The 23,531-nt window shown below is 51.0% G+C and carries 26 protein-coding genes; 14 read left to right on the top strand and 12 right to left on the bottom strand.

All coding sequences use genetic code 11. From position 1 onward, the window contains the following. Nucleotides 1-92 precede the first annotated feature (92 nt). On the top strand, nt 93-995 hold the full coding sequence (locus tag AWR27_RS18655) for an alpha/beta fold hydrolase (RefSeq protein ID WP_077132591.1): 903 nt from the start codon (nt 93-95) through the stop codon (nt 993-995). 68 nt (nt 996-1,063) lie between these two features. Next, complete coding sequence (locus AWR27_RS18660; protein ID WP_077132592.1) at nt 1,064-1,354, top strand: hypothetical protein; 291 nt, start codon at nt 1,064-1,066, stop codon at nt 1,352-1,354. A gap of 274 nt (nt 1,355-1,628) precedes the next feature. Here AWR27_RS18660 and AWR27_RS18665 read toward each other — a convergent pair whose 3' ends face one another. The 4 genes from AWR27_RS18665 to AWR27_RS18680 are packed head-to-tail and all read right to left on the bottom strand — an operon-like array spanning nt 1,629 to nt 4,229. After that, nucleotides 1,629-1,907 carry a DUF167 domain-containing protein gene (locus tag AWR27_RS18665; protein ID WP_077132593.1) on the bottom strand — a complete coding sequence of 93 codons (279 nt, stop codon included), beginning with the start codon at nt 1,905-1,907 and terminating at the stop codon, nt 1,629-1,631. Next, a complete protein-coding gene (locus AWR27_RS18670; protein ID WP_077134075.1) occupies nt 1,904-2,806 on the bottom strand; it encodes an SDR family oxidoreductase in 903 nt (300 codons plus the stop codon). The genes AWR27_RS18665 and AWR27_RS18670 overlap by 4 nt, the downstream gene beginning before the upstream one ends. 39 nt (nt 2,807-2,845) lie before the next feature. Further along, a complete protein-coding gene (locus tag AWR27_RS18675; RefSeq protein WP_077132594.1) occupies nt 2,846-3,553 on the bottom strand; it encodes a peptidylprolyl isomerase in 708 nt (235 codons plus the stop codon). Nucleotides 3,554-3,599: 46 nt separating this feature from the next. Then, nucleotides 3,600-4,229, bottom strand: a complete 630-nt coding sequence (locus AWR27_RS18680; protein ID WP_077132595.1) for an ATP-binding cassette domain-containing protein — start codon at nt 4,227-4,229, stop codon at nt 3,600-3,602. A gap of 65 nt (nt 4,230-4,294) precedes the next feature. Between AWR27_RS18680 and purN the strand changes: the two genes are divergently transcribed. Next, nucleotides 4,295-4,882 carry a phosphoribosylglycinamide formyltransferase gene (gene purN / locus AWR27_RS18685; protein WP_077132596.1) on the top strand — a complete coding sequence of 196 codons (588 nt, stop codon included), beginning with the start codon at nt 4,295-4,297 and terminating at the stop codon, nt 4,880-4,882. Further along, on the top strand, nt 4,879-5,298 hold the full coding sequence (locus AWR27_RS18690) for a hypothetical protein (protein ID WP_077132597.1): 420 nt from the start codon (nt 4,879-4,881) through the stop codon (nt 5,296-5,298). The genes purN and AWR27_RS18690 overlap by 4 nt, the downstream gene beginning before the upstream one ends. A gap of 53 nt (nt 5,299-5,351) precedes the next feature. Here AWR27_RS18690 and AWR27_RS18695 read toward each other — a convergent pair whose 3' ends face one another. Then, nucleotides 5,352-5,576, bottom strand: a complete 225-nt coding sequence (locus tag AWR27_RS18695; RefSeq protein ID WP_077132598.1) for a DUF4834 domain-containing protein — start codon at nt 5,574-5,576, stop codon at nt 5,352-5,354. A gap of 103 nt (nt 5,577-5,679) precedes the next feature. Next, the gene (locus tag AWR27_RS18700) at nt 5,680-7,221 is read right to left on the bottom strand and encodes a M28 family peptidase (RefSeq protein ID WP_077132599.1); all 1,542 of its coding nucleotides are present in this window, start codon (nt 7,219-7,221) and stop codon (nt 5,680-5,682) included. Between the two features lie 63 nt (nt 7,222-7,284). On the opposite strand from AWR27_RS18700, the gene AWR27_RS18705 reads away from it, so the two are divergent. Beyond that, nucleotides 7,285-9,063: a DUF6044 family protein gene (locus tag AWR27_RS18705; RefSeq protein WP_198045030.1), complete on the top strand. Its 1,779-nt coding sequence runs from the start codon at nt 7,285-7,287 to the stop codon at nt 9,061-9,063. A gap of 6 nt (nt 9,064-9,069) precedes the next feature. Here AWR27_RS18705 and AWR27_RS18710 read toward each other — a convergent pair whose 3' ends face one another. The 3 genes from AWR27_RS18710 to AWR27_RS18720 form a co-directional block, all read right to left on the bottom strand. After that, nucleotides 9,070-9,708 carry a DUF3226 domain-containing protein gene (locus tag AWR27_RS18710; protein ID WP_077132600.1) on the bottom strand — a complete coding sequence of 213 codons (639 nt, stop codon included), beginning with the start codon at nt 9,706-9,708 and terminating at the stop codon, nt 9,070-9,072. A 1-nt stretch (nt 9,709) separates the two neighbouring features. Then, entirely contained in the window at nt 9,710-10,843 is a 1,134-nt protein-coding gene (locus tag AWR27_RS18715; RefSeq protein ID WP_077132601.1) for an AAA family ATPase, read from the bottom strand. Between the two features lie 72 nt (nt 10,844-10,915). Continuing rightward, entirely contained in the window at nt 10,916-11,437 is a 522-nt protein-coding gene (locus tag AWR27_RS18720) for a DUF2480 family protein (protein ID WP_077132602.1), read from the bottom strand. A gap of 67 nt (nt 11,438-11,504) precedes the next feature. On the opposite strand from AWR27_RS18720, the gene dnaN reads away from it, so the two are divergent. Together dnaN and AWR27_RS18730 are read left to right on the top strand one after the other, a co-directional pair. Then, nucleotides 11,505-12,626: a DNA polymerase III subunit beta gene (gene dnaN, locus AWR27_RS18725; protein WP_077132603.1), complete on the top strand. Its 1,122-nt coding sequence runs from the start codon at nt 11,505-11,507 to the stop codon at nt 12,624-12,626. Between the two features lie 109 nt (nt 12,627-12,735). Further along, entirely contained in the window at nt 12,736-14,010 is a 1,275-nt protein-coding gene (locus AWR27_RS18730) for a TCR/Tet family MFS transporter (protein ID WP_077132604.1), read from the top strand. Here the strand turns inward: AWR27_RS18730 and AWR27_RS18735 are convergent. Then, nucleotides 13,904-15,484 (bottom strand): lipopolysaccharide biosynthesis protein, encoded by a 1,581-nt coding sequence (locus tag AWR27_RS18735; protein WP_077132605.1) that lies wholly within the window; start codon nt 15,482-15,484, stop codon nt 13,904-13,906. The genes AWR27_RS18730 and AWR27_RS18735 overlap by 107 nt on opposite strands. Nucleotides 15,485-15,635: 151 nt before the next feature. On the opposite strand from AWR27_RS18735, the gene purH reads away from it, so the two are divergent. The 7 genes from purH to AWR27_RS18770 all read left to right on the top strand — a co-directional run bounded on the left by purH (nt 15,636) and on the right by AWR27_RS18770 (nt 22,646). Beyond that, nucleotides 15,636-17,192 (top strand): bifunctional phosphoribosylaminoimidazolecarboxamide formyltransferase/IMP cyclohydrolase, encoded by a 1,557-nt coding sequence (gene purH, locus AWR27_RS18740; RefSeq protein ID WP_077132606.1) that lies wholly within the window; start codon nt 15,636-15,638, stop codon nt 17,190-17,192. Between the two features lie 114 nt (nt 17,193-17,306). After that, a complete protein-coding gene (locus AWR27_RS18745) occupies nt 17,307-18,038 on the top strand; it encodes a lysophospholipid acyltransferase family protein (protein WP_077132607.1) in 732 nt (243 codons plus the stop codon). Nucleotides 18,039-18,052: 14 nt separating this feature from the next. Further along, on the top strand, nt 18,053-18,340 hold the full coding sequence (gatC, locus tag AWR27_RS18750) for an Asp-tRNA(Asn)/Glu-tRNA(Gln) amidotransferase subunit GatC (protein WP_077132608.1): 288 nt from the start codon (nt 18,053-18,055) through the stop codon (nt 18,338-18,340). Nucleotides 18,341-18,360: 20 nt separating this feature from the next. Next, nucleotides 18,361-19,335, top strand: a complete 975-nt coding sequence (locus AWR27_RS18755; RefSeq protein WP_077132609.1) for an AAA family ATPase — start codon at nt 18,361-18,363, stop codon at nt 19,333-19,335. Between the two features lie 10 nt (nt 19,336-19,345). After that, on the top strand, nt 19,346-20,458 hold the full coding sequence (locus AWR27_RS18760) for a hypothetical protein (protein ID WP_077132610.1): 1,113 nt from the start codon (nt 19,346-19,348) through the stop codon (nt 20,456-20,458). Further along, nucleotides 20,455-21,279, top strand: coding sequence for a tetratricopeptide repeat protein (locus AWR27_RS18765; RefSeq protein ID WP_077132611.1), 825 nt, complete (start codon nt 20,455-20,457; stop codon nt 21,277-21,279). Before AWR27_RS18760 ends, AWR27_RS18765 begins: the two co-directional genes overlap by 4 nt. Before the next feature lie 5 nt (nt 21,280-21,284). After that, nucleotides 21,285-22,646, top strand: a complete 1,362-nt coding sequence (locus AWR27_RS18770; protein WP_157579267.1) for a DUF58 domain-containing protein — start codon at nt 21,285-21,287, stop codon at nt 22,644-22,646. Nucleotide 22,647: 1 nt separating this feature from the next. Here the strand turns inward: AWR27_RS18770 and AWR27_RS18775 are convergent, their stop codons facing one another. Then, nucleotides 22,648-22,863, bottom strand: coding sequence for a hypothetical protein (locus AWR27_RS18775; RefSeq protein WP_077132612.1), 216 nt, complete (start codon nt 22,861-22,863; stop codon nt 22,648-22,650). After that, nucleotides 22,860-23,528 carry a GNAT family N-acetyltransferase gene (locus tag AWR27_RS18780; RefSeq protein ID WP_077132613.1) on the bottom strand — a complete coding sequence of 223 codons (669 nt, stop codon included), beginning with the start codon at nt 23,526-23,528 and terminating at the stop codon, nt 22,860-22,862. The genes AWR27_RS18775 and AWR27_RS18780 overlap by 4 nt, the downstream gene beginning before the upstream one ends. Between the last annotated feature and the right edge of the window lie 3 nt (nt 23,529-23,531).

Raw genomic sequence — 23,531 nt, forward strand, 5'->3', positions numbered from 1 at the left:
TTATTCAACAAAAGAAACAGAGCAGCTTGATATGGATTTGAGAAGATTTTGCATCTTCTGTCTATCACGAGTATTTATCATTTCTATATTCTATGAATAACCTCTTACTTCTGCTAATTTTCTCTATCTCTTTCGGTAAAGCATATGCACAATCCCAAAAGATTACCATCGACGGTACCCAAATCGCTGTACAAGTCTCCGGGTTAGAAACAAGAAAACAAAATGAACCTGTCATTGTGTTTGAAAGTGGCTTTGGGACGCCGATGCAGCACTGGAATCCAATCTTTAATCAGGTGAGCAAGATAGCCCCTGTAGTAGCTTATGATCGACCGGGAATAGGCGATTCTCAACCTGACCAGCAAATGCCTACCGTCAAAAACGTAGCCGATAAACTCAGAAAAGTATTACAGGCTTTACATGTTAAACCACCTTATGTGCTGGTAGGGCATTCCTTAGGCGGAGTTTACGTGCGAGGATTTGCCGTTTATTATCCCCAAGAACTAGCCGGGTTAGTAATTATTGACCCGGCAGATTTCACAGAGACTTATGACCACTTTGGTCAGTATATGTTAGACGTTGGTTTGAGTAAAGCACACGTAGACAGCGTAATGGCTCAGCGCCGAGTTGAGACTTTCAAACCCAATCCTAAAATGCCGACTTCGCTTCAGGAAGAATTACAAATTCTGTTTAATCTTAGACGGTCTGAATTTTCTGAGTTCAATGGCAAACCACTACCTAACATACCTATCTCATTTATAACCAGTGGACGTTTTGAACCCTTTCCCAATGCCAAACCGATTGATGAAGCATTATTCCATTCGAAGACGAAGTTTCGCATAGGGCGTTGGATAAAGTTCGTTGACACGGTACCCAAAGGACGTTTCTTTTACAGTGCAAACGCTGGACACTTTGTTCACCGAGATGACCCAGGCTTGGTAGTCTCAAGTATAGAGTTGGTTCTAAAAGACGCTCAAATGAATACAATGAGTAAGTAACACTAATACTGCTTTTGTGATAAGCCAGTCCCACCCATTTCCGGGCAAACCAATTCAATCCATTCCTTATGGAAAAACATAGCGAAACCACCCTTAAACGTAGGGCATGGTATCAGAAACATACCGAAGACGCCCTGACGCAGTACGAGCCTAAATTCTGGATTATATTTTGGGTTACGGCGGCTGTAGGTGTAGCCTTACAGTATTTGACGGCGGAACATATTGCTCCTTATCTGAATCAGGACGGTCGATTTATACTATCGGTTAGCTGCTTAAGTCTGCCCCTGTTGGCATTACGAAATCTTCATTTACAAGCTTTTACGATTTTAGGCATTAGTTTGGTTAGTATTGTATGGTAAAGCATCATCTAACACAGATTCTCTCTTAAAACAGCGATAAACCATGAAACAAACAGAATTTTTCAAGCCAATGAATAAAATGTGGATTCAACTGAAAAAGTTTTTTAAGGATGTAATCCAAGGCCGGGTTAAGATTGACATTCACAGCTTGTCCTAAGATCACTTAGAAGTTATTTGAGTTGCCAACAGTCACTTTACAAGGGCTTGACAGCGTAGCGTCGGTAGCCCAATAAATCTTCCCCTTGCCCGGCCAGGCTCTTACTACGCTTAAGGACTAAATCCCCAAACTTTCCTGAAAGCGCGAAAAGTGTTCTTCACTCACATCAATCGCCACTCGTTTGTGCTGACTCGTGTGGCCCGAAACAATCGCTACTCCCGACTTGGCAACGCCTAATTGCTTCGCCAGAAACTCAACCAAATAGGCGTTGGCCTTACCATCCTGCGCCGGGGCTTTAATCTTCGCAGTGAGCAGCTTTTCGCGGCCTGACCCGGCAGCATCGTAGAACAACATATCTACTTTGCTGCCAGGTTTTACTTTCAGGCTGATGGTCATTTTGCCAACTGACTTGCCAGCGTGGCAATGCCCTCATCAAAGCTGTGGGGGTCATAGCCGAGCACCGTGCGGGCTTTGTCGATGATAAACCCTGTACGCGGAGGGCGACGGGCGGTTTGTTTGAACGTAGAAGCATCGGCCATCGTAATCAGCGACTTGTCGAGACCGAAGTAATCGGCGGTTTGAATTGCCATTTCGTAGGGTGTCAGCACCTCTTTGCCCGAAATGTTGAAGATACCTTCGGCCTGTTGGGTAGCAATCAACGCACATCCTTGTGCTAAATCTTCGGCCAGCGTTGGGCTGCGAAACTGATCGGTCACGACCTTGATTTTTTTGCCATCTTCGAGCGATTTCTTGACCCACAAAATGATGTTGCTGCGGCTCATGTCATGGGCAATACCATATACCAGCACCGTGCGGGCAATGCCCCACCGGATACCGCTGTGCCGTACTACTTTCTCGGCGGCATACTTGCTCCAGCCGTAGAAGCTGATGGGATTCGGTTCGGCGGTTTCGTCGTAAGGACCGGCGGCACCGTCGAAAATAAAATCGGTCGAAACGTGGCAAAGAAACGCGTTGGTTTGCTGACAGGCTTCCACGATGTATTCGGTAGCCGATACATTCTGTGCCCAGCAGGCATCTTTGTCCAATTCGCACTTATCCACATCGGTCATGGCTGCGCCGTGGATAACCGCATCGGGCCGCACCTCGGCCAGCGTATCGAGCACCTGCTGCCGGTCGGTAATATCCATCGACCGATACGTATACCCGTCGGAAAAAGGTAACCGATTTTGCCCGCGAGCAGTAGCTATCAACTCAACATCAGCTTGTTTCGCAAGCAGGTCGACCAATTTTTGGCCCAGTAGCCCATTGGCACCAGTAATCAGAATTTTTGTCATATCGTAGCGAAGGCGCAAACAGCCGAAGCCTGCCTGCACCTAAAATTTATAGCCGTAGCGTTTCGTAATCTTCTTTTTCTTCACCCACTTACCCGAAACGCCCATGCGTATGTCCTGTAAGGGACGGTTCACTGAATTGCCCGGTTGTTTCGCAATGCTGTCAACAACGGCCAGGCCATCAACAACTTCGCCAAAAACGGTGTATGTCCCGTCTAAATGCGGAGTTCCACCGAGGGTTTTGTATGTCTGCTTTTGCGCGTCGGTAAACACGCGGCTGACCGAGCGGGTGCGTCCGCGCTCAATTTGCTGCTGCAACTCATCATCAGTCCAAGTGCGGCCCTGCACGATGTAGAACTGGCAACCACTCGACGCTTTTTCAGGATTATTGTCGCGGGCAGCGGCCAGCGTACCTTTTTTATGAAACAGTTCGGGCACTATCTCGGCGGGTACTTTATAGCCATTCTCGCCGTCTCCGAGCAATTGACCGGGCTGAGCCATACGCGAACCAGGGTCGCCCCCCTGAATCATAAATCCCTGAATAACCCGGTGAAACAGCAAACTATCGTAGAACCGCTCATTAGTCAGTCTAATGAAGTTTTCCTTGTGTTTCGGCGTCTGATCGTATAACACCAGTCGCATGGGGCCATATTTTGTTGTGAGCGTTACCAAAAAATCTTTCTTTTTGCGATTTTGAGCCGAAACGAGGAACGGGAGAAGAAAGAAAAGAAGCAGGACTGTTTTTTTCATAAAGCCGGATATCATCTTCCGTAAGCAGGTGAATTAATTCACCTGCCTACGGAAGCAAAACCTGATTTTGAAATACGTCTTTCAGCCGCTGATCGTGTGTCACCACAATCAGACTGGCTCCGATCTGCTCCGATTGCTGACGCAGCAGCGATACCACACGAGCTGTATTCTCATCATCGAGACTCGACGTTGGCTCATCGGCCAGAATCACGTCGGGCTGATTCATCACCGCGCGGGCAATGCTCACGCGCTGTTGTTCGCCCTGACTCATCTGATTCGTTTTCTTACCAAGATAGTCTGCAAAACCCAACTGTCCAGCCAGTTCGCGGGCGCGGGCTTTGTTCTGCGGCTTATTGGCTAAATAATTCGCCATTAGCAGGTTATCGATCACAGATAGCGAACTGACGAAGTGCGGTTTCTGGTATACGATGCCAACGTGTTGCGCCCGAAATGCTGCCGTTTCGGCCACGCTGAGCTGGGTCAGGTCGGTTTGATTGATGATAACCGAGCCGCTTTGGGGCTGCAATAGCAACGCCAGCAGGTGCAGCAACGTGGTTTTTCCCGTTCCCGACCGGCCCAGAATCAGCAAAGCTTCGCGGTCGGCACACTGAATGTCGGGAAACGAAAACGGTTTGGCGGGGTCGTAGGCAAACGTAAGTTGGCGCGTAGCAAGCATCGGTTCAGAACGATTGTCCACAAAAATAGGCAAAAGACGTAAGTTTGCGGTAAACACTTTCCACCGTGAAACGCATCGCCTTGTTTGCTTCGGGTTCAGGCTCGAATGCCGAAAAAATAGCCCAGTATTTTGCCAACGGCACCGACGTTGAGATTACGCTTGTTCTGACCAATAATCCGAAAGCGGGCGTTATCGAGCGCAGTAGGCGGGGATTTGGCTGCGGGCTGCACGTACCCGTGCTGACATTCGACCGAGCCGCGTTTCATGAGAGCGACCGAATTATAAAAATTCTTAAAAATCAGCAGATTGACCTGATTGTGCTGGCTGGTTTTATGTGGCTCATACCAGCCGGTTTAGTTCGGGCGTTTCCGAATCAGATGGTGAATATCCATCCGGCTCTGCTGCCCAGATTTGGCGGAAAAGGCATGTATGGTCATCACGTCCATGAGGCCGTAGTAGCGGCTGGCGAAACTGAATCGGGCATTACCATTCATTACGTGAACGAACACTACGACGAAGGGCAGGTTATTTTTCAGGCCCGCTGCCCTGTATCGGCCACCGACACGCCCGACGACGTTGCCCGTAAGGTGCAGGCACTCGAACACGAACATTACCCGAAGATTGTGGAAACCATTCTCCGCGAACTATCATGAAAACAAACCGAAAGTCCACAATCATTGCGCTTTTCATTGTTCATTTTTCACTTTTCATTTTTATCGGCTGCTTCCGGCCTATCGTGTATCTGCAAAACAGCCCCAACTACCCCGTTGCAATATTCTACGACAACCAACGCCCCGACCGTCCGTTTGAACCCATTAAAGAGTTAGAATCGACTGAAGAAGTGCCGCTGGAAAGTCGGCAAACGGCCAACAGGCGAATGTTGAGCCGGGGCAATGATATGCAGCAGAAAGAACTTTTATTGGCCCGGCTGACGATAGAAGCCAAAAAACTCGGTGCCGATGCGCTCGTTGGGGTTCGGTACAAATACTACACCACTCAAACCCATAATGGTTTTCTGCTAACGGGTTTAGCCGTGCGCTACCGAAAAGAAGAAATTGTTAGTCAATGAGTTAGAATAGCAAAAACCGGGCTGCTGACCCGGTTTTACTGTTTATAGCACTATCACTTTACTTCCTCATAATCAACGTATTCACCTCCTTTAAAACGCGTATCCGTTTGCGGGGGGCGATTGTCGACACGAATGTTGCCTTCGCGGTGCGAACCCCGGCCCGGTTGTTTTTGCTGTTTCACCAATTGCCGCCCTACGAGCAAATAGAAAACAAACCGACGCACAGGCGGTACGAACAAGATAATAAGCGTCAGAATGAACAGATATTTGAGCAACATAGCTGGGTGTCGTTAATAACCAATAAACGTAGCGGAATCGGGTTTAGTTTTATTACCTCTTCTGTAAGGGATCGAATTAATTCGGTCCCTTACAGAAGAGCGGCTATCGCCCATACAAGGCTTTTCCGGCGGCTTCATACTTATCGCCTGCCGACCATTGCGGGCGCGTGGTGCGGTTGGCAATCAGGCGGGCCGCATGAGCATATGCCTGACAGAATTTCTGTACATAATTAAAATCCAGCGACTCCGGGTTGTCGATAGCCTGATGGTAGTACTTACCAATTTCCTCGTTAAAAGCTTTAAAGCCGGCTGAAAATGTTGGGGCTGGAATGCCCTTAGCCGCGAAACTCACATTGTCGGAGCGGTCGAACAGCCCCTGTTCGGGGGCGGGTTCGGCAAATACGCCCAGCCCAGCCGCTTTGGCCCCGGCTTCGATTTCGGCTCGCGCACCCGTGCGTTCGAGACCGATTACCGAAACGACGGTGGTGTCGTTATACCCGGCACCGTCGGTATTAAGGTCGAAAATTGTTTGTTTCAACGGCACCAACGGATGTTCGGCATAGTAGCTGCTGCCGAGTAAACCCACTTCTTCGCCGGTCAGGGCCAGCACCAGCACAGAGCGTTTGGGACGCTGTTGCGACAACGCTTTGGACGCAGCCAGAATTGCCACCGTGCCGAAGGCATTGTCGCGTGCGCCGTTAAAAATACTATCGGATGGCGGGTAAGCGTTACCGCCCTGTTTGCCTACGCCAACGTGGTCGAAGTGGGCCGACAATACCACGTACTCGTCTTTCAGTTTAGCGTCGGTGCCTTCAATGATGCCCGCAACATTGGCCGAAGGCGCAGGAATGCGGGGCCGCCCCGACGTTTGGAGCATCAGCGACATGCCAGGCTCTTTCAGGTGCTTAAACTGATTGTTGGCATTGTTAAGCCACAAATGCGCCATTGCCGATGAACCACCCGAAGGCAGCGTAATCTGTTCACGACTAAAATATTGATTGACAAAGCCCCACGGAATCGACTCGGAGTAAAGTTCAATGAGGGCAGCCGCGCCCTTTTCAGTAGCTAATTTTCGTTTCTGACGCGAAGCCCGGAAAATTTCGCCCGGTCCTTTGGCTTCAGGCGAACCGCCCTGCGCTATCAAAATCCGGCCTTTCACGTCGCGGCCTTTGTAACCATCTTCGCCATCGGTCAGGCCGTAGCCTACGTACACTACATCGCCCGATACGTCGGCGGGGCCACCGGCCATCACTGCCAAATCTTTGCCCAATTCGACCTTATCACCGCCAATAATCATACTGGCCGATGTAGCCGCCACCACTCGCTCGAACGGAATGCGCTGTAAATAATCGCCGTTATCGCCAGCGGGTTTCAGGCCCAGTAGCCGAAACTGCTCGGCAATATAGCGGGCGGCTGCCAGATTGCCGGGGTCGCCGGTTCGCCGGCCCTGCAACTCGTCGGAAGCCAGAAAACGGGTATGGACTTCAATTTCAGTGCGGGTTAGCGAAAATTCGGGCAGTTTTGCTACCACTGCTGGCTGGCTGGCGTTGGGGCGCGGAGGTGCTTTGGTGGCTCTGTTTTGCGCGTGGGTGAGCATGGTCAGCGAAAGGCCAGTTAGCAAAAACAGGGATGTTTTTGTTTGCATGATGATTGGGTTTATTCCGTAAAAATACAGAAAAGCCGTACTTTCGTTTTGCTTTTTACTGGTATGCCGCTGCGTTTATCCCGCTTCTCCTCGTCCGAAAAATACTACCTGATTGGTGCCGCCGGGCTTTTGTTGCTGTACGTTTTGCCGTATGCATGGCTCGGCGAAGGCGCACACCTGACCATTCACGATAACTTAGACAGCGATTTTCTGTACCTCTACCTGCTGAAAATCAACAATACGGCCTTCGATTTTCGGCTCGATACCATTATCCCGAATATGATGAGTGGGGGGCCATCGAACGGCATTCCGCGCTCGGCCTTCCGAACGGGGCTGAATTTCGAGGTATTGTCGTTTTATCTGCTCCCGCCCTATCTGGCGCAGGTGCTGAATTTCGCGGCTGTGCACGGCATTGGTTTCGTGGGCATGTATGCGCTGCTGCGTCGGTACGTACTGCCGGAGCCGGGTTGGGCCTTCGTGCGGGTGGCGGTGGCTCTGCTATTCGCGCTGGTGCCGTGCTACATAGTGCATGGCGCATCGGTAACGGGGCAACCGCTGCTGCTGTTCGCCTTTCTGAACCTGCTCAACCACCGCGCCCGCCCAACCAACTGGCTTATTATTGTACTGTTTCCGTTCTACTCATTTTTCGTTTGGGCAGGGCTGTTTATCTGCGTAGCACTGGGCCTGATTGGAGCCGTAGCGATGCTCCGTCAACGATTCATTAACTGGCATTATGTGGGTGGGCTGGCGTTGCTGGCCGTTTTATACGTAGCCAGCGAATGGCAACTGATTTACGGCTTTATCAACCAGACGTACATTTCACAACGCACCGAATTCGATTACAGCCGCTTACGACCAATGCACGTGGGCGACAGTTTGCGCCGGTCAGCCGATTTATTTGTCTGGCCGATGTTCAATACCGGCGCGTTTCTGACGCTCGGCATTCTGGGCACCGCCGGGCTGGGTGCCTGGCTGGCCTATCGCCGTGGCGACCGGCGGGCGGTTGGGTGGTTGCTGGGCTTGCCCGTGCTGGCCGGGCTTATCTGCCTGCTTCACGGTTTCTATCACTACCTCGTCGTGTGGCTTGGCAACGGTTCGCTGGGGATGAACTTCCGCGTTTTCCAGTTCGACCGCTTTTATTTTCTGCTTCCCACACTCTGGTTTATTCTCTTCGCGATGGCGTTGCGGGCACTATCGGGACAGCAGCGAAACAAGCCGCGTGCCATTACTTCGAGTAATAATATTCGGCTGGTTTCGCTGCTGTTGGCCGGGCAGTTCGTAGTAATGGTTTATGCCAACAAGGAATGGCGCATCAACGTCGGTAAACTGTTCGGCGCGGTTACGGAAGCGGAGCAGCCCTCCTACCGGGCCTTTTTCGCCGAGAAGCAATTCACGAAAATTCGTACTTTCATTGGTCGTCCACCCGAAAGTTACCGGGTTATCTGTCTGGGTATGCACCCCTCCGTAGCGCAATACAACGGTTTTTATACGCTCGACAGCTACCAAAATAATTATCCCCTGCCCTACAAACACGCCTTTCGCCGAATCATCGCTCCCGAACTGGCGAAGGGATCGAAAAAAATGCGAACGTACTACGACGCTTACGGGTGCCGGGTATATTTGTACACAGCCGAACTGGGCATGAATTACCTGTTTGGCAAAACCAGCAACGCGGCTGTTAACAATCTAAAAATCAACGCAAACGCCCTAAAAGAAATGGGCGGGCAGTATGTCATTTCCGCCGTACCGATTCGGAATGCATCTCAAAACCAGCTCCGGCTCGAAAGCATTTTCAACGATTCGGAAAGTTATTGGAAAGTTTGGCTGTACCGGGTTTTGTAGAGTTGGCTATTCGTTAAAAAGCCGATTCAGCCAGCCAACAAACCGCTGGCAGAGGTGGGCGTTGTGGTCGAGATAGGTTTTGGTCAGGGCCATTCCCATCGGTGTACCGGGGTCTACCTGCCAGGCAAGCCATGTATGAATATGGGCCTTTGCGCGGTGAAGTTCGGGGTTATAACAACGCTCAATACCTTCTTTTTCGACTTGATTGAGTATTTCTATCACGATTGGCTCAAGCCTATCGTCCGGTGGTATCAGATGCCGGGCAAAATCTTCCAGCATGCCCGATTTCAAATTGTCGGGCATAAGCCAGATACCGATTTTAGGATAGATGTCGTGTGCGTGATGAATAAAACCTTCAGGGTCTGGCATTTCGGGTAGGCTGTAGCCGGACTTACCCAATATCGTTTTTAAACTTTGCCATCGTTCCTGCAAATTCTGATCGGCATCCAGAACGACACCAACCGTTTTGATTGCTTCCTGCCTAATATCAAGCGGTAAACGTTTGAGGACGCGGCTGTCGCTCTGGTTGTCAATCACATCGAACGTTTCGGCAACCTTGTATTTTTCGCAGATGGCCCAGATAACATGTTGATCATCATTGCCTTCTACCAGCAATTTGGCATTGAACTTCTCCTGTATCTGCATCTTAGCGCACTTCGATATTGTATTCTACGGCGGTTTCTAATTCTTCGGGCGAATAATCCACAGCCCGAATCATATCATTATGCAGTTGCAGACGAATTGCTTTTCCAGCTTCATTGGGGTTTTTCTGCTTTGCCAACATCGCCGTAAATGAGCGAATGGTATCACTGCTATGCGTTGTGGCAAAGACCTGAATATTTAGCCGTTCGGCAAGGTCAAAAATAATTTCCCACAGTTTTTCCTGAACGGAGTAGTGCAGACCGTTTTCAAATTCGTCAATAAGGAGATAGGTGCCGTCACATGTAACCATAGAAAGAACTACAGAAAAAACTCGGCCAACACCATCACCCATGCTTGACAGGCTTCGCTTTTGTCCTAAGTTTAACCTAACTATCGGTTTACCATCCTCAACGACTCTGAAGTCTTCGATTCGGGGTTCGATTATTTTTAAAGCATTTAGCACTTCGTCCTCTTTTGTAAGAGCAATTCTACTATATAAAGATTCTATAGACTGTTGTGTTTGGTTTTTGGCGTCAACATACTGAAATTGAAGTGGTTCATTTATTCTTTCTGGCATTAAGCCCTCAAAGAAAATCTGACTATTCAAGGCATATATTGCTTGGCGGAAATTATTCCTAAACAACCGGACCTCAAACCTGAATTCACGTTTTTCAAGATCCTCTTCGCTTTCAGCTTTGATATACTCAATAATTTCTCTACCCGTAGAGTCAGAATTCAACGTTTTATAAGCCTTATTAAAATCAATTTGCAAGTTTCGTTGCTGGTAATTTTCTTCTTGAGCAATTTCGCCTATGTAAATACCAGAATAAATCCCTTTGGATTGTGGGGAAAAAAACGTTGGCAGGTAATCTGTATACAAGCTGCTTATTGACAAAAGATTACTTTCAAGAACAGACGAACTTCTTGACAAATTGATTGATTGATATTCTCCTCGACGTTGCAACAACGATTTAATTGTTGTCATTTCGTCACGATCAGATGCAAAAATTGCCACCGCTTCCAGCACCGACGTTTTTCCCGTATTGTTCTTACCTACCAGCAAATTAACCCGGCCTAACTTCTCGATAGTGAGGTGGCGGAGGTTGCGGTAATTGCGGATTTCGAGTGATCGTAGCATACGTTTCGCAAACAATGAGTCGCTAAACTACAAAGAGTTGGGCGCATCTTCTAAACGATGCTTTTGCCGGAATTAGACCTGTTTCTCCTTCAACTTCTTGTACAACGGCACCGTGCTGCATGGTTCGCCGAACATGAGCGTCTGCACCACTGGGCGTAGCACCCGCGTTAGTTCGACGTAGGCCGCCGTAGGTACGGGAACTTTTGAACACCCTTTTACCACTATGCGGGCATTGGTATAATCGGCAGGATTGATCCGGGCAATGGCGTCGAAGTAGAGTTTTTCTTCCAGGTCGGTCAATGACCCGAATACAACTGTGTTGGCGTAGGGTTGCAGGTGCAATGTCAGCAGCATATACGCCCAGGTCGGAACGATGGCATCTTCGGAGCAGGTCAGGGCTACGTTTTTTCCGGCGTATTGGCTCCAGTCGTGTTCTTTCAGAAATGCCCGGAAGTCTTTCTCCTTCAGAATCAGGCCCATGAACAGGTTGTCTTTCAGGTCGTAAACCACCCGTTCGCCCGGATGATAATATTCTTCCAGATCAAGCGTCACTAAGCCGCTGTTGGCTACCCGGTTTATAATCTCCGTTTCCATCCGTCTCAGTATTTTTTGTTACTTTTGTTCCTATATTTTTTTGCGAATCTACTTAGACAACAGGCCCATGAAATTTATCGTTTCCTCGTCCGTCCTTCTGAAAAATCTGCAACACATCAACGGCGTGGTGGCTACCAATCCCATCGTACCGATTCTTGAGAATTTTCTCTTTAAAATAGATGAAGGAACCCTGACCGTAACGGCGTCGGACCTGCAAACGACCATGACTACGCAGATTCCGGTTGAAGCCAGCGAAAGCGGAGCCATTGCCATTCCGGCCAAATTATTGCTCGACACGCTGCGGAGCCTGCCCGAACAACCCGTTACGATCAATATCGATACCGATACCTTCGGCACCGAAATTCTGACCGATAATGGCCGCTACAAACTCTCCGGCGAAAACCCGATTGACTTCCCGAAACTACCTACGGTTACGAAAACGATGTCGCTCGACGTACCGTCGGATGTGTTGCTAAGTGCCATCAATAATACCGTTTTCGCTACCAGCACCGACGACCTGCGTCCGGCAATGACGGGCGTTTACCTGCAACTAAGCACCGACAACGCAACTTTCGTAGCCACCGACGGGCATCGGCTCATCCGCTACCGCCGTACCGACCTGAGCGCATCGGCCAGTACGTCGCTGATTGTGCCGCGCAAGGCGTTGCAACTGCTGAAAGCGTCGCTGCCCGAAGGCGTACCCGTTGCGGCAGAGTTCAGCCAGTCGAACGCGTCGTTTACGTTTGGCCCGACACAACTGATTTGCCGGTTAATCGATGAGCGTTTTCCCGACTACGAAAACGCAATCCCGACCAACAACCCCAATATAATGACCATTGGCCGAACCGATCTGCTCAACTCGCTGAAGCGGATTATGATCTACGCCAACCGCACCACGCACCAGATTCGGCTTTCGCTCAAAACCAATGCGTTGACCATTTCTGCCGAAGACCTCGACTACTCGAACGAGGCCAACGAGAAGCTGCTCTGCGACTACGATGGCGATGCGATGGAAATTGGTTTCAACGCCAAGCTAATGGCCGAAATGCTCAGCAACCTGAGCGCGAAAATGGTCACGCTCGAACTATCGGCCCCGAACCGCGCCGGTCTGCTTATCCCCGCCGACAAAGAAGAAAATGAAGATATTCTGATGCTGGTAATGCCAGTAATGTTGAATACATACGCGTAAAAGAGTGATGAGTGATGAACGATGAGTGATGAGTTTGCTGACGCCGGTGTATTTCCTCTTGCGTCAGCAAACTCATCACTCATCGTTCATCACTCATCACTAATTTCTCATGGCAAAGCGTTCTGCTCCGGCTCTCGTTTTTATTTTTATTACGCTGCTCATCGATGTAACGGGACTGGGAATCATTATTCCCGTTGTTCCGAAACTCCTCGAACAACTTATTGATGGTAATCTGAGCCAGGCCGCCAGCTACGGCGGCTGGTTGACGTTTGCTTACGCAGCCATGCAGTTTATTTTCGCGCCCGTGCTGGGCGGCTTAAGCGACCGGTATGGACGCCGGCCCGTGCTGCTGTTTTCACTGTTCGGGTTTGGGCTTGATTATGTGCTGACGGGTTTTGCGCCGAGTATTGGCTGGCTGTTTCTGGGACGCATCTTTGCGGGCATCACCGGTGCCAGTTTCACCACCGCCAGCGCGTATATTGCCGACGTTAGCCCACCCGAAAAACGCGCTCAGAATTTTGGGCTGGTTGGTGCAGCTTTTGGGGTCGGTTTTATTCTCGGCCCTGCCCTGGGTGGTATGCTGGCACAGTTCGGCCCCCGAACACCGTTTTTCGTGGCGGCAGGGTTATCGTTTGTCAACTTCCTGTACGGTCTGTTTGTGCTGCCCGAATCGCTCGCGCCCGAAAATCGCCGGGCGTTCGACTGGAAACGGGCCAACCCGATTGGTACGCTGGCACGGCTGGGGCATTACCCGGTTATTCTGGGGTTGGTCGCGTCGCTGGTACTGATTTATATTGCCGGGTTCTCGGTGCAGGGCACGTGGACGTTCTATACGATGGAGAAATTTAAGTGGAACGAACAAACCGTAGGCTGGTCACTGGCAATGATTGGCCTGTGCTTCGCTATCGTGCAGGGTGGCCTTACCCGGATTATTATCCCGAAACTTGGTCAGCAGCGGTCGGTATATGTGGGGTTGATGTTCTCGGCCATTGGGTTCGCGCTCTTTGCTGCGGCCACACAAAGCTGGATGATGTTTGCCTTTATGGGCGTTTATGCGCTCGGCGGCATTGCGGGGCCATCGATTCAGGGCATTATTTCAACGCAGGTGCCAGCCAACGAGCAGGGCGAAGTGCAGGGCGCACTCACCAGTTTAGCCAGCACTACGTCGATCTTCGGCCCGCTGATTATGACCAATTTGTTCTCGTATTTCACCAGCAATAACGCCCCGGTTTATTTTCCCGGTGCACCTTACGTGCTGAGTGCTATTCTGACCGTTATTAGCGCGTTTTTGGCGTGGCGCGGGTTTCGGAATCCAAAGGTGGCCGTTGCCCCCGCAACCGCGCCAGCACCGGCTGAATCGTATCGCGCTCAACCCGAAGAATAACCAGCAAAAACAGCCCAAACAGGGCCAGATGGACCGGCACGGCTATCCACAAATTCGCTATTGGAAATTGCTGCGAGAGCCAGATCAATGCCCCCGCCCCCAGCACATAGCCCGCTGCCGAACGTAGGTCATACGGCACGGGGTAATGCCGTTCGCCCAGCACATAACACAGAGCCATCATCACAAATGTAGACGCGAGAAACGCCCAAGCACAGCCCAAATAGCCAATTCTCGGAATCAGCACAACGTTGCCCAACACCGTAACGGCCAGCCCGACCACGGTTATCAGCGTGCCAAACCGGGTTTTGTCGCTGAGTTTGAACCAGAATGAGATGTTGTAGTAGACGCCCAAAAACAGGTTTGCCAACAGCAAAATCGGTACAATATCCAACCCCACCCGATACATGGGCGACCGCAGCATCAGCAACCCCACCGCGTCGAGGTTCAGACTAACACCCACCCACAGCAGTACGCATACGATTACAAACCATTTGGTAACACGGGCCAGCAAGCCGGGTGCATTTTTGTCTTCTGCCTGAGAGAAAAAGAACGGATCAGCCGCGAATTTGAACGACTGAATGGCTAAACTCATAAACACCGACAGTTTATAACAATTGCCGTAAATACCTACGGCATCTTCGGTGCTCAGACCAGGATAAAACCCCTCTGGAAGCCAGTGCATCAGCACTATTCGGTCAGTGAGCGTGTTAAGCAAACCGGCCAGCGTGGTCAGCATAAGCGGGAACGAATAAACGACCAACGACCGCACGTCGTTGCGCCGGAGTTGAAACCGGAATTGGCTCAGCACGTCGCGCAACAGCCAGAAATACAATGCGTTGGCTATCAGGTTAGCTAAGAAGATATAGCCCGGCCCAACAGCGGGGTCGTAGAACAAGCGCACGAACGGCTGAAGAATCGGAAGGTATTTACCGGCGTAAACGTCGCGGCAAAACAGCAGGAAGAAAAAGTTCAACCCTACCATTACGATTACATTCGTGATCTTCGCCAGCACGAACTGCCGGGCACGGTTTTCGGCACGCAGCCGGGCAAACGGAATTGCCATAAAGGCATCGATGGCTACCAGCAGAGCTACCCAGCGAATAAATGGTTCCTGCCCCCGATAGTCGAGCCACTCTGCGATTTGGGGCGTCAGAATAAAAATGACCGTGGTGAAAACCAGCGTAATAACCATTACAAGGCTCAACGTATTGTTGAAAGCCGCGTCGCGCTGTTCGGCATTTTCAGTTCCTTTAGCGCGGGCAGACGTTCGGAAAAAGGCCGTTTCGAGGCCAAACGTATAAATCGCCAGCATCAGGGCCACGTAAGAATACAACACCACGTTCGACGACAATTCGCCCGGTTTGGTAAATACTGCCGTTTGCAGCGGCACCAGCGCGAAGTTTATCATGCGCGGTACAATGGTACTCAGGCCATACAGAGCCGTATCGCCCGCCAGTTTTTTAAAGGCACTCATTCAGCACGGGGAGTTGCCCGCTTACGTAATCGGGCCAACAAAGTTACGGCGTTTGGTTATCTTTGCATGGTAGGCCGAAACAGGCTCCGGCTGTTTCGTGTCGTGTGCTTAACTTCTTCTGAAGCAGTCGGAGCCTGTTTCGGCCAAACGCATGTCTTCCAAAATATCTTCCGCATTAATTTCCGTCTACTACAAAGACGGCCTTGAGCCGCTGGTTCAATTGCTTCACCAACAGGGCGTTAAACTTTATTCAACAGGAGGCACCCAGTCGTTCATCGAACAACTGGGCATTCCGGTAGTGGCTGTTGAGGCTATTACGGGCTACCCATCGATTTTTGGCGGACGGGTAAAAACGCTGCACCCGGCGGTGATGGGCGGCATTCTGTACCGGCGTGATGTAGACAGTGATCTCGAACAGGCTCAAAAGCACGAGATTCCGCCCATCGATATGGTCGTGGTCGATCTGTATCCATTTGAGGAAACGGTAGCGTCAGGCGCATCGGACGAAGACATCATTGAAAAGATTGACATCGGCGGAATTTCGCTGATTCGGGCGGCTGCCAAAAATCACAACGATGTACTTATCGTATCCTCACGCGACCAATACGCCGATGTTGTGAAACTGCTGACCGAAAAAGATGGCAGCACCGACCTCGCCGACCGTCGGCAGTATGCGGGCGCGGCCTTTCGGGTCACGTCGCAGTACGACACGGCTATTCAGACCTATTTCAACCCCGCCCCCGTCCCCTCCCCATTAGGGAGGGGTGAAGACCATCCAAGAACAGCCCCCCTCCCTAACGGGGAGGGGACGGGGGTGGGGTTGCGCTACGGCGAAAACCCGCACCAGCAGGCTACATTCTACGGCGATTTGGATGCTATGTTCGACAAACTACACGGTAAAGAATTGTCGTTCAATAACTTAGTCGACGTTGATGCCTGCGTCGGGCTGATTGATGAGTTCAGCGAAACAACGTTTGCCATTATCAAGCACACCAATGCCTGTGGCATTGCTTCGGCATCGACCCCGAAAGAAGCTTATCTGAACGCGCTGGCCTGCGACCCGGTTTCGGCTTTCGGAGGTGTCGTGATTACCAACGCGCCGGTTGATCTGGAAACTGCTGAAGAGTTGAACAAACTGTTCATGGAAATCCTGATTGCACCCGACTTCGCGCCCGAAGCCCTCGATCTGTTACGCTCGAAGAAGAACCGGATTCTGCTAAAACGCAAGCCCGCTGAACTGCCATCGAAGTTAGTCAAAACCATTTTGAACGGCCTGCTCGAACAAGACAAAGACAACCAGACCGAAACCGCCGACCAGTTTAAGACCGTTACGCTCAAAAGCCCCACCGACAGCGAGTTACGTGCGCTGGAGTTTGCGCTCAAAGTCTGCAAACACACCAAGTCGAACACCATTGTGCTGGCAAAGGAAAATCAGTTGCTGGCGAGTGGCGTGGGGCAAACCTCACGCGTCGATGCGTTGCGGCAAGCCATCGAGAAAGCACGTGCATTTGGCTTCGATCTGACCGGAGCCGTAATGGCGTCGGATGCGTTTTTCCCCTTTCCCGACTGCGTTGAAATAGCGCATCAGGCGGGCATTACGGCGGTGGTGCAGCCCGGCGGTTCTATCCGCGACCAGGATTCTATCGACTACTGTAATCAGCACGGCCTGGCAATGGTGACTACGGGCGTGCGACATTTTAAACATTAACTGTGATTCGTCGGATTATACTGACTGACTATGATTTTATTGATTCACTGCCGAAGGCGAAATAATCATAGTCAGTCAGCATAATCCGATGAATCACAGTTCAGAAGTCTATTTATGCGCCTGCTCTACACCCTTTATTGTGGCGTTTATTTTGTTGCGCTGTATATCGTGCTGTTTCCGATTCAGTTCGTGTTTTTGCAACGCGAAGCATGGAAGCCGATTGCGCATAAAATCAACTATCTCTGGGGAAGCCTGTTTTTTATCGGCGCGGGGATTCCGGTGCGTATCGAGCATCGGTTTCGGCCCGACCCCAAACAGGTGTATGTATTTTGTGCCAATCACTTTTCCTACTTAGACATTCCTGCAATGGGCGTTGTCATTAAAAACTACTACGCTTTTGTTGGGAAAAGTGACGTGAAACATATTCCATTGCTGGGCTATATGTTTGCCAAACTGCACCTTCAGGTCGACCGTGACCGGCCCAACAGCCGCGCCTATTCGCTGGCAAAGTCGATCCGAACGCTGGCGTCGGGCCGGAGCATCGTGATTTTCCCGGAAGGCGGCATTCGCGCTCCGCATCCGCCCCAGATGGTGCCGTTTAAGGATGGCGCATTTGTAATGGCGATTCAGCAACAGGTGCCTATTGTGCCGGTAACATTACTAAATAACCACCAGATTTTGCCCGATAAAAAGAAAGTCAGAATGCACTGGCAACCGCTGCGGGCTATTGTTCACCCGCCTATCGATACAAAAAACCTGACGCAAAACGACGCAACATGGCTAAAACAGGAAACGTATCGTATTATTGATGCCGAGTTGACAAAGGCATCAGCCGTGCAGGTTTAAACGAATCTTTTCTTATGCAAGTGACCCCCGAAATGCTGCAAAAAATTGCTCATCTGGCCCGGCTGGAGGTACATCCCGACGAAGAAACCGACCTGCTGCAAAGTCTGAACGGTGTACTGACCTGGATGGAGCAACTCAATGAGGTAGACACCACGGGCGTGGAGCCATTGACGCACATTTCTGCTGAAATCAACGTGCTGCGCGATGATGTGACAGGTACTCACCTGCCCCGCGAACAGGCACTCCAAAACGCTCCCCGGCAAAATGGCGTTTTCTTTGAAGTGCCGAAAGTGCTCGACTAATTCACACCGACCAATCTGTTATGGAACCATTCTCCTCCCGCATCGATCTTGCCCCGCTCACTGAAGCCATCGGTGCTATCCGAGCCGAAGTCGGTAAAGTTATCGTTGGTCAGCAACAAACCATTGATTTGCTGCTGACGGCCCTGCTCGCCGACGGACACGTGCTGATCGAGGGCGTTCCAGGCGTGGCAAAAACGCTTACAGCCAAGTTGCTGGCAAAAACGCTCTCGGTGGGTTTCAGCCGGATTCAGTTTACGCCCGATTTGATGCCGTCGGATGTATTGGGCACATCGGTGTTTCAACCTAAAACCGGCGATTTTTCGTTTCGGCAGGGGCCGATTTTCTCGAATCTGGTGCTGATTGACGAAATCAACCGCGCGCCAGCCAAAACACAGGCCGCGCTGTTTGAGGTTATGGAAGAACGGCAAATCACGAACGATGGCACTACTTACCCGCTTGATGAGCCGTTTATGGTGCTGGCAACCCAAAACCCTATCGAACAGGAGGGTACGTATCGCCTGCCCGAAGCGCAACTCGACCGTTTCCTATTCAAAATTGTAGTTGACTATCCTACCGAAGCCGCCGAGATTGACATTCTGCGCGGTCATCATAAACGGCGAAATCTGACCGACGCGCTCGACGCCATAACCGCCGTGCTGACCGCCGACCAACTCATCAGCCTGCGAACGCAGGTACAGCACGTGCATGTCGAAGACCATTTGTTTAGCTACATTGCCCAGCTTGTGCAAGCTACCCGCGCCAACAAATCGCTATACTTAGGCGCATCGCCCCGCGCATCGGTAGCTTTGCTGAACGGTGCCAAAGCCCTTGCCACGCTGCGAGGCCGCGATTTTATCACGCCCGAAGACGTGCAGGAATTAGCCGCACCCGTGTTGAGGCACCGCGTTTTGCTCACACCCGAACGCGAAATGGAGGGTGGCACCGCCGATGAGGTCATTGGTCAGTTGGTACAGAGGGTAGAGGTGCCACGTTAAGAAGTGAAAAATGAATAGTGAAAAGTTGAGTTGGACCGTTGGTAAGCGACCCTCAGGCTGGTGGGTTAGCGTACTCATTTTTCTCTTTTCATTATTAACTTTTCACTACACAAAAGCCCAACTTACCGGCACCTGGATTGGTGTGCATTCGGAATGGGACAGCGATTTCGTTTGCCCGCTGCCAGCCTACCTGCGTCTAAACGCCGACAGCACTTACCAACTCGGTCTGGTTGAAGGAACTACCCCACCCATTCGCTCGACCTGGGCCGTTCAGGGCAACCGCGTTCGGCTCGATACCATTCATTATGCGCCAGGATTGGTGCAGGTAGAAGGCAACTTGCTCCGCATTGGCACGTTTTACCCGATGGTGTTCCGGCGGTTTCAGACTATTCCACTCGACTCAATTGCTGTCTATCAACAACTTAGTGGCCGTGTATGGCAATCAGACAGCCTGACGATAGCATTGTTTGCCGACGGACGGGTTAGTCTGGAAAACCGCACGGCGAAAAACCGCACGGTACATTTCTGGCGAGTGGCCCGGCTCGATGCGTCGCTGTTTCTGGTGATACGCGGCAGCCCACACGAACGCGATGGCAACTACAAACCGCTTTGGCAACTGACAAGCGTATCGCCTACAGCCATTCAGGCCATCGGCTGGAATGGGCGCAACGTTAGCACCGAAACATTTCGCTTAGGGCGTTCGCTTACATCGGCAGACAGTTGCCGGTCAAGCGGGTTTCAGCCCTGCGACAACTGCTTTTCGTGGCAATGGTATTATACGCAACTCAACGCTGAACGGCAGCAATACGTGAAAGAGGTTATGCAGAAACACTATCATCCGATTGATTTGCCGGGGCAGTCGGGGCTGCTTCGGGCGCGGTTTGTGGTAAACTGTCAGGGCGAACGCGGCCTGTTCGACATCGCCGGATTTGATACCGATTACTGCCCCTTTGTTTTCGACAAGTGCATTACGGAGCAAGTTCAGGACATTTGCCGCCGACACGTTGATTTTGAAGGCTTATCGTATTATGTCAGCGGTCAAACAGAACGACGCCCCGAAGATAAAGGCGTTTCGCTGACATTCCGGCTTAAAGACGGTTGCATAACTGATGTGTTGCCATGATCCGACTCGCGCTTTCTCTGTCGTTCTTTCCCCTGCTGGCTTCGGCGCAAACTGACGATAGCCATTTTCTGCAATCGTGCGCGTCGATGCTGGCCGCGAACCGGGCCGCGCCAACGCAGTTTTTTTTCAGCACTAAACGCGAACAAAACCGGCTCGATACGGCGACCGCTACCGGCCCTAACTACCGATTGCGGGCGTTGAATTATGTTTGGCTGCGCCACTATGAGCAGGCCGCGCAGTGGTTCGAGAAAGCTGCCGAACACTTCCCGAAAGAACACGGAGCAGCAGGTGAGTTTTATTTTACGTTTTTGCGCGATACGGACCGCGCCCTGCGTCATCTCAACGCCTTCGACGCGCTGACCGTTAATTTCGATGACCACATAAACCACAATCCTGTCAGCTACCTGCGTGGGTTGGTATATCGGGATAGGGGCAACCACCCAAAAGCCATTGAGCAGTTTTGCATTGCTATCGACTCGCTCGAAAAAAAGCACGGAGCCGAGTGGGTCAACTACCGACATTACGTAAGCCGGGCCGTAAGTTATTTAGCCACGCAACAGCCTGGCAAAGCATTACTTGACTTAGACAAAGCCGCGCACAATTATCCCAAATCGCCGTTGGTGCAGTATCAGCGTGGGGTGGCCCTGCGGCAGTTGGGTCGCACCGCCGAAGCCCGCACGGCCTTGCAGGATGCTTCATTTTTTTACAAACAAAACCGTGCTCAGCGAGGCTCCTACCCACAGGAAGACGACAATAATCCGTTGTTCGAACCCGACATCGACGCTGCCATCGACGCGCTGCCAGCCACTAACCGCAACTGACTATCGTGAATCTCTATCGCGCCCTTTTTGTATCGTTGCGGCTGTGGCTGATGCTGGTTGGCTTTGTGCTGCTGTTTGTGGCTGCTTACGCGCTGCCGTTGCTGTTTCCGCTGGCAAAATTGGCCTTTTTCGTTTTTTTATCTGCTATCGTCATCGACGCATGGCTGCTGTTTCGGCCCGGCAACGTGCGCGATAAACTGCCCTTCTTCGCCCGGCGCGACGTACCCGACCGGCTTAGCAACGGCGACAACAACCCACTGACGATCTATCTCGAAAACCGATATAATTTTCAGGTCGACGTTGAGGTAGTTGACGAAATTCCGTTTCAATTTCAACGGCGCGACCTGCTCTTCCGCGCTCGATTGAATACCCGCGAAACCCAGACCATTCGGTACGAACTGCGCCCCACGCGCCGGGGTGAATATAGTTTCGGAGCCGTAAACGTGTTTGTACTGACGCCATTAGGGCTATTGAAACGACGATTTCAGTTCGGGCAGGGCAAGATAGTAGCTGTCTATCCGTCGTTTTTGCAGATGCGTCAGTATGAACTGCTGGCGGCTACCAACCGGCTCAATGAAGTGGGTGTAAAACGAATCCGACGGCTGGGCCACAGTATGGAGTTCGAGCAGGTACGGCCTTATACCACCGGCGACGACGTGCGGACCATAAACTGGAAAGCCACCGCCCGGCGCAGCGACCCGCGTGGTACGTCGCTGCAAATCAACGCCTATCAGGACGAACGTTCGCAGCCGGTTTATTGCCTTATCGACAAAGGGCGGGTGATGCGGTCGCCGTTTGAGGGGCTTACGCTGCTCGATTACGCCATCAACGCGAGTTTGGTATTGAGCAACATTGCCCTCCTGAAACAAGACCGCGCCGGTATTCTGACCTTTTCCGACCATGTTGGTCAATTGCTGCCCGCCGACCGCCGTTCGGGACAGATGCTCAAAATTATGAATGTGCTGTATCGGCAGAAAACGCGCTTTTTAGAGACCGATTATGAGAGCCTGTACGCAAACGTTCGGACGCACATCAGGCAGCGAAGTTTACTACTGCTTTTCACCAACTTCGAGACCGTGAGCGGTATGCAGCGGCAACTGCCTTATCTGCGCCGATTAGCAAAAGATCATCTGCTGCTCGTGATTTTCTTTGAGAACACTGAACTCCGCGCCCTGCTCGATCAGCCCGCCCGCGACACGGAAACTATTTATCTGAAAACCATCGGCGAGAAATTCGCTTACGAGAAAAAGCAGATTGTGAAGGAGTTAGCCCAATACGGTATTCAAACCATTCTGACCGCCCCACAAAATCTGACTGCCAATACGGTAAACAAATACCTGGAGCTGAAAGCCCGTGGGCTGATTTAATTCAGGTTTGGCTCCCTTTCACTGATTCGTAATCAGATTTCAACCGGTCCATTTCCTTCGTCAGGAACGTCTGCAACTGCCGATTAAATTCTTCCTTTTCCGCATCGGGTAGTGATGCGTAAAGGTCTTTTAATTCCTGATTGATGGTAGCCCGTTCGGCATCGTTGGCCGCGTTGATGGAGCGATAATGGTATTTGCGAAAATCGTATTGTATCATTCGATTAAGTTGTCTAATTCTTCAAACGATACGTCGGGCAGCACGGACGTTACCTGAATATGATATAATGCCGCCTGACCCCAATAATTTTTAAAATTTCTTAGAAAGCTAAATCCTGTCTTCTTTAGCAACGAACACGACGCTGCATTCGTTTGCAAAGGCTCAGCCCGCGCTTCATATAAAAGAAACTGGACAGGTAATTGACCAAGCAGATGCTTAAGAGCTTCTTCAGCATAGCCTTGCCGACGAAACGGTTCGGCGATTGCGTAACCTACCATACACGGCATCCGTTTACCATCCCAAATTTCAAGACTAATTTCATAAAGATGTAACACGCCAACGTAGGTGCCATCATGGAGTCGTAGCAACCAATCGATTGAGCCACGTTTTGCACCATACCTTCCTGTAGATAATTGGTAGGCCACATAAATGTCCAACTCGTCAGGCCGCTTTAGAGACGGCATCACATACTGACTGGTATCCTGTTCAAATAAGTTTAACAGTATGCGGTAGTTTGACCAGGAAAGCGTTTCATAACAAAGCCGGTTCGAGGTAGGCAGGTCCCGGTAATAAGCAAGCGGTTTAGAATCCGGCCAGCGAATTTCATTGTACAGGTCAACCACCTTCTGCGCTTCTGGATGCAAATCAGCAGGAGGTAACAACATAGG

It is taken from the genome of Spirosoma montaniterrae (assembly GCF_001988955.1).
Classification (GTDB): Bacteria; Bacteroidota; Bacteroidia; order Cytophagales; family Spirosomataceae; genus Spirosoma; species Spirosoma montaniterrae.

Bases quoted from the DNA above. Each gene is read 5' to 3' on its own strand.
- AWR27_RS18745 (WP_077132607.1), top strand. From the start codon at position 17,307: ATGCGCCTGCTCTACACCCTTTATTGTGGCGTTTATTTTGTTGCGCTG.
- AWR27_RS18680 (WP_077132595.1), bottom strand. From the start codon at position 4,229: ATGCTTGCTACGCGCCAACTTACGTTTGCCTACGACCCCGCCAAACCG.
- AWR27_RS18730 (WP_077132604.1), top strand. From the start codon at position 12,736: ATGGCAAAGCGTTCTGCTCCGGCTCTCGTTTTTATTTTTATTACGCTG.
- gatC (WP_077132608.1), top strand. From the start codon at position 18,053: ATGCAAGTGACCCCCGAAATGCTGCAAAAAATTGCTCATCTGGCCCGG.
- AWR27_RS18705 (WP_198045030.1), top strand. From the start codon at position 7,285: ATGCCGCTGCGTTTATCCCGCTTCTCCTCGTCCGAAAAATACTACCTG.
- AWR27_RS18700 (WP_077132599.1), bottom strand. From the start codon at position 7,221: ATGCAAACAAAAACATCCCTGTTTTTGCTAACTGGCCTTTCGCTGACC.
- dnaN (WP_077132603.1), top strand. From the start codon at position 11,505: ATGAAATTTATCGTTTCCTCGTCCGTCCTTCTGAAAAATCTGCAACAC.
- AWR27_RS18690 (WP_077132597.1), top strand. From the start codon at position 4,879: ATGAAAACAAACCGAAAGTCCACAATCATTGCGCTTTTCATTGTTCAT.
- AWR27_RS18655 (WP_077132591.1), top strand. From the start codon at position 93: ATGAATAACCTCTTACTTCTGCTAATTTTCTCTATCTCTTTCGGTAAA.
- AWR27_RS18670 (WP_077134075.1), bottom strand. From the start codon at position 2,806: ATGACAAAAATTCTGATTACTGGTGCCAATGGGCTACTGGGCCAAAAA.
- AWR27_RS18675 (WP_077132594.1), bottom strand. From the start codon at position 3,553: ATGAAAAAAACAGTCCTGCTTCTTTTCTTTCTTCTCCCGTTCCTCGTT.
- AWR27_RS18695 (WP_077132598.1), bottom strand. From the start codon at position 5,576: ATGTTGCTCAAATATCTGTTCATTCTGACGCTTATTATCTTGTTCGTA.
- AWR27_RS18715 (WP_077132601.1), bottom strand. From the start codon at position 10,843: ATGCTACGATCACTCGAAATCCGCAATTACCGCAACCTCCGCCACCTC.
- AWR27_RS18720 (WP_077132602.1), bottom strand. From the start codon at position 11,437: ATGGAAACGGAGATTATAAACCGGGTAGCCAACAGCGGCTTAGTGACG.
- purH (WP_077132606.1), top strand. From the start codon at position 15,636: ATGTCTTCCAAAATATCTTCCGCATTAATTTCCGTCTACTACAAAGAC.
- AWR27_RS18775 (WP_077132612.1), bottom strand. From the start codon at position 22,863: ATGATACAATACGATTTTCGCAAATACCATTATCGCTCCATCAACGCG.
- AWR27_RS18735 (WP_077132605.1), bottom strand. From the start codon at position 15,484: ATGAGTGCCTTTAAAAAACTGGCGGGCGATACGGCTCTGTATGGCCTG.
- AWR27_RS18765 (WP_077132611.1), top strand. From the start codon at position 20,455: ATGATCCGACTCGCGCTTTCTCTGTCGTTCTTTCCCCTGCTGGCTTCG.
- AWR27_RS18710 (WP_077132600.1), bottom strand. From the start codon at position 9,708: ATGCAGATACAGGAGAAGTTCAATGCCAAATTGCTGGTAGAAGGCAAT.
- AWR27_RS18665 (WP_077132593.1), bottom strand. From the start codon at position 1,907: ATGACCATCAGCCTGAAAGTAAAACCTGGCAGCAAAGTAGATATGTTG.
- AWR27_RS18760 (WP_077132610.1), top strand. From the start codon at position 19,346: ATGAATAGTGAAAAGTTGAGTTGGACCGTTGGTAAGCGACCCTCAGGC.
- AWR27_RS18755 (WP_077132609.1), top strand. From the start codon at position 18,361: ATGGAACCATTCTCCTCCCGCATCGATCTTGCCCCGCTCACTGAAGCC.
- AWR27_RS18780 (WP_077132613.1), bottom strand. From the start codon at position 23,528: ATGTTGTTACCTCCTGCTGATTTGCATCCAGAAGCGCAGAAGGTGGTT.
- AWR27_RS18660 (WP_077132592.1), top strand. From the start codon at position 1,064: ATGGAAAAACATAGCGAAACCACCCTTAAACGTAGGGCATGGTATCAG.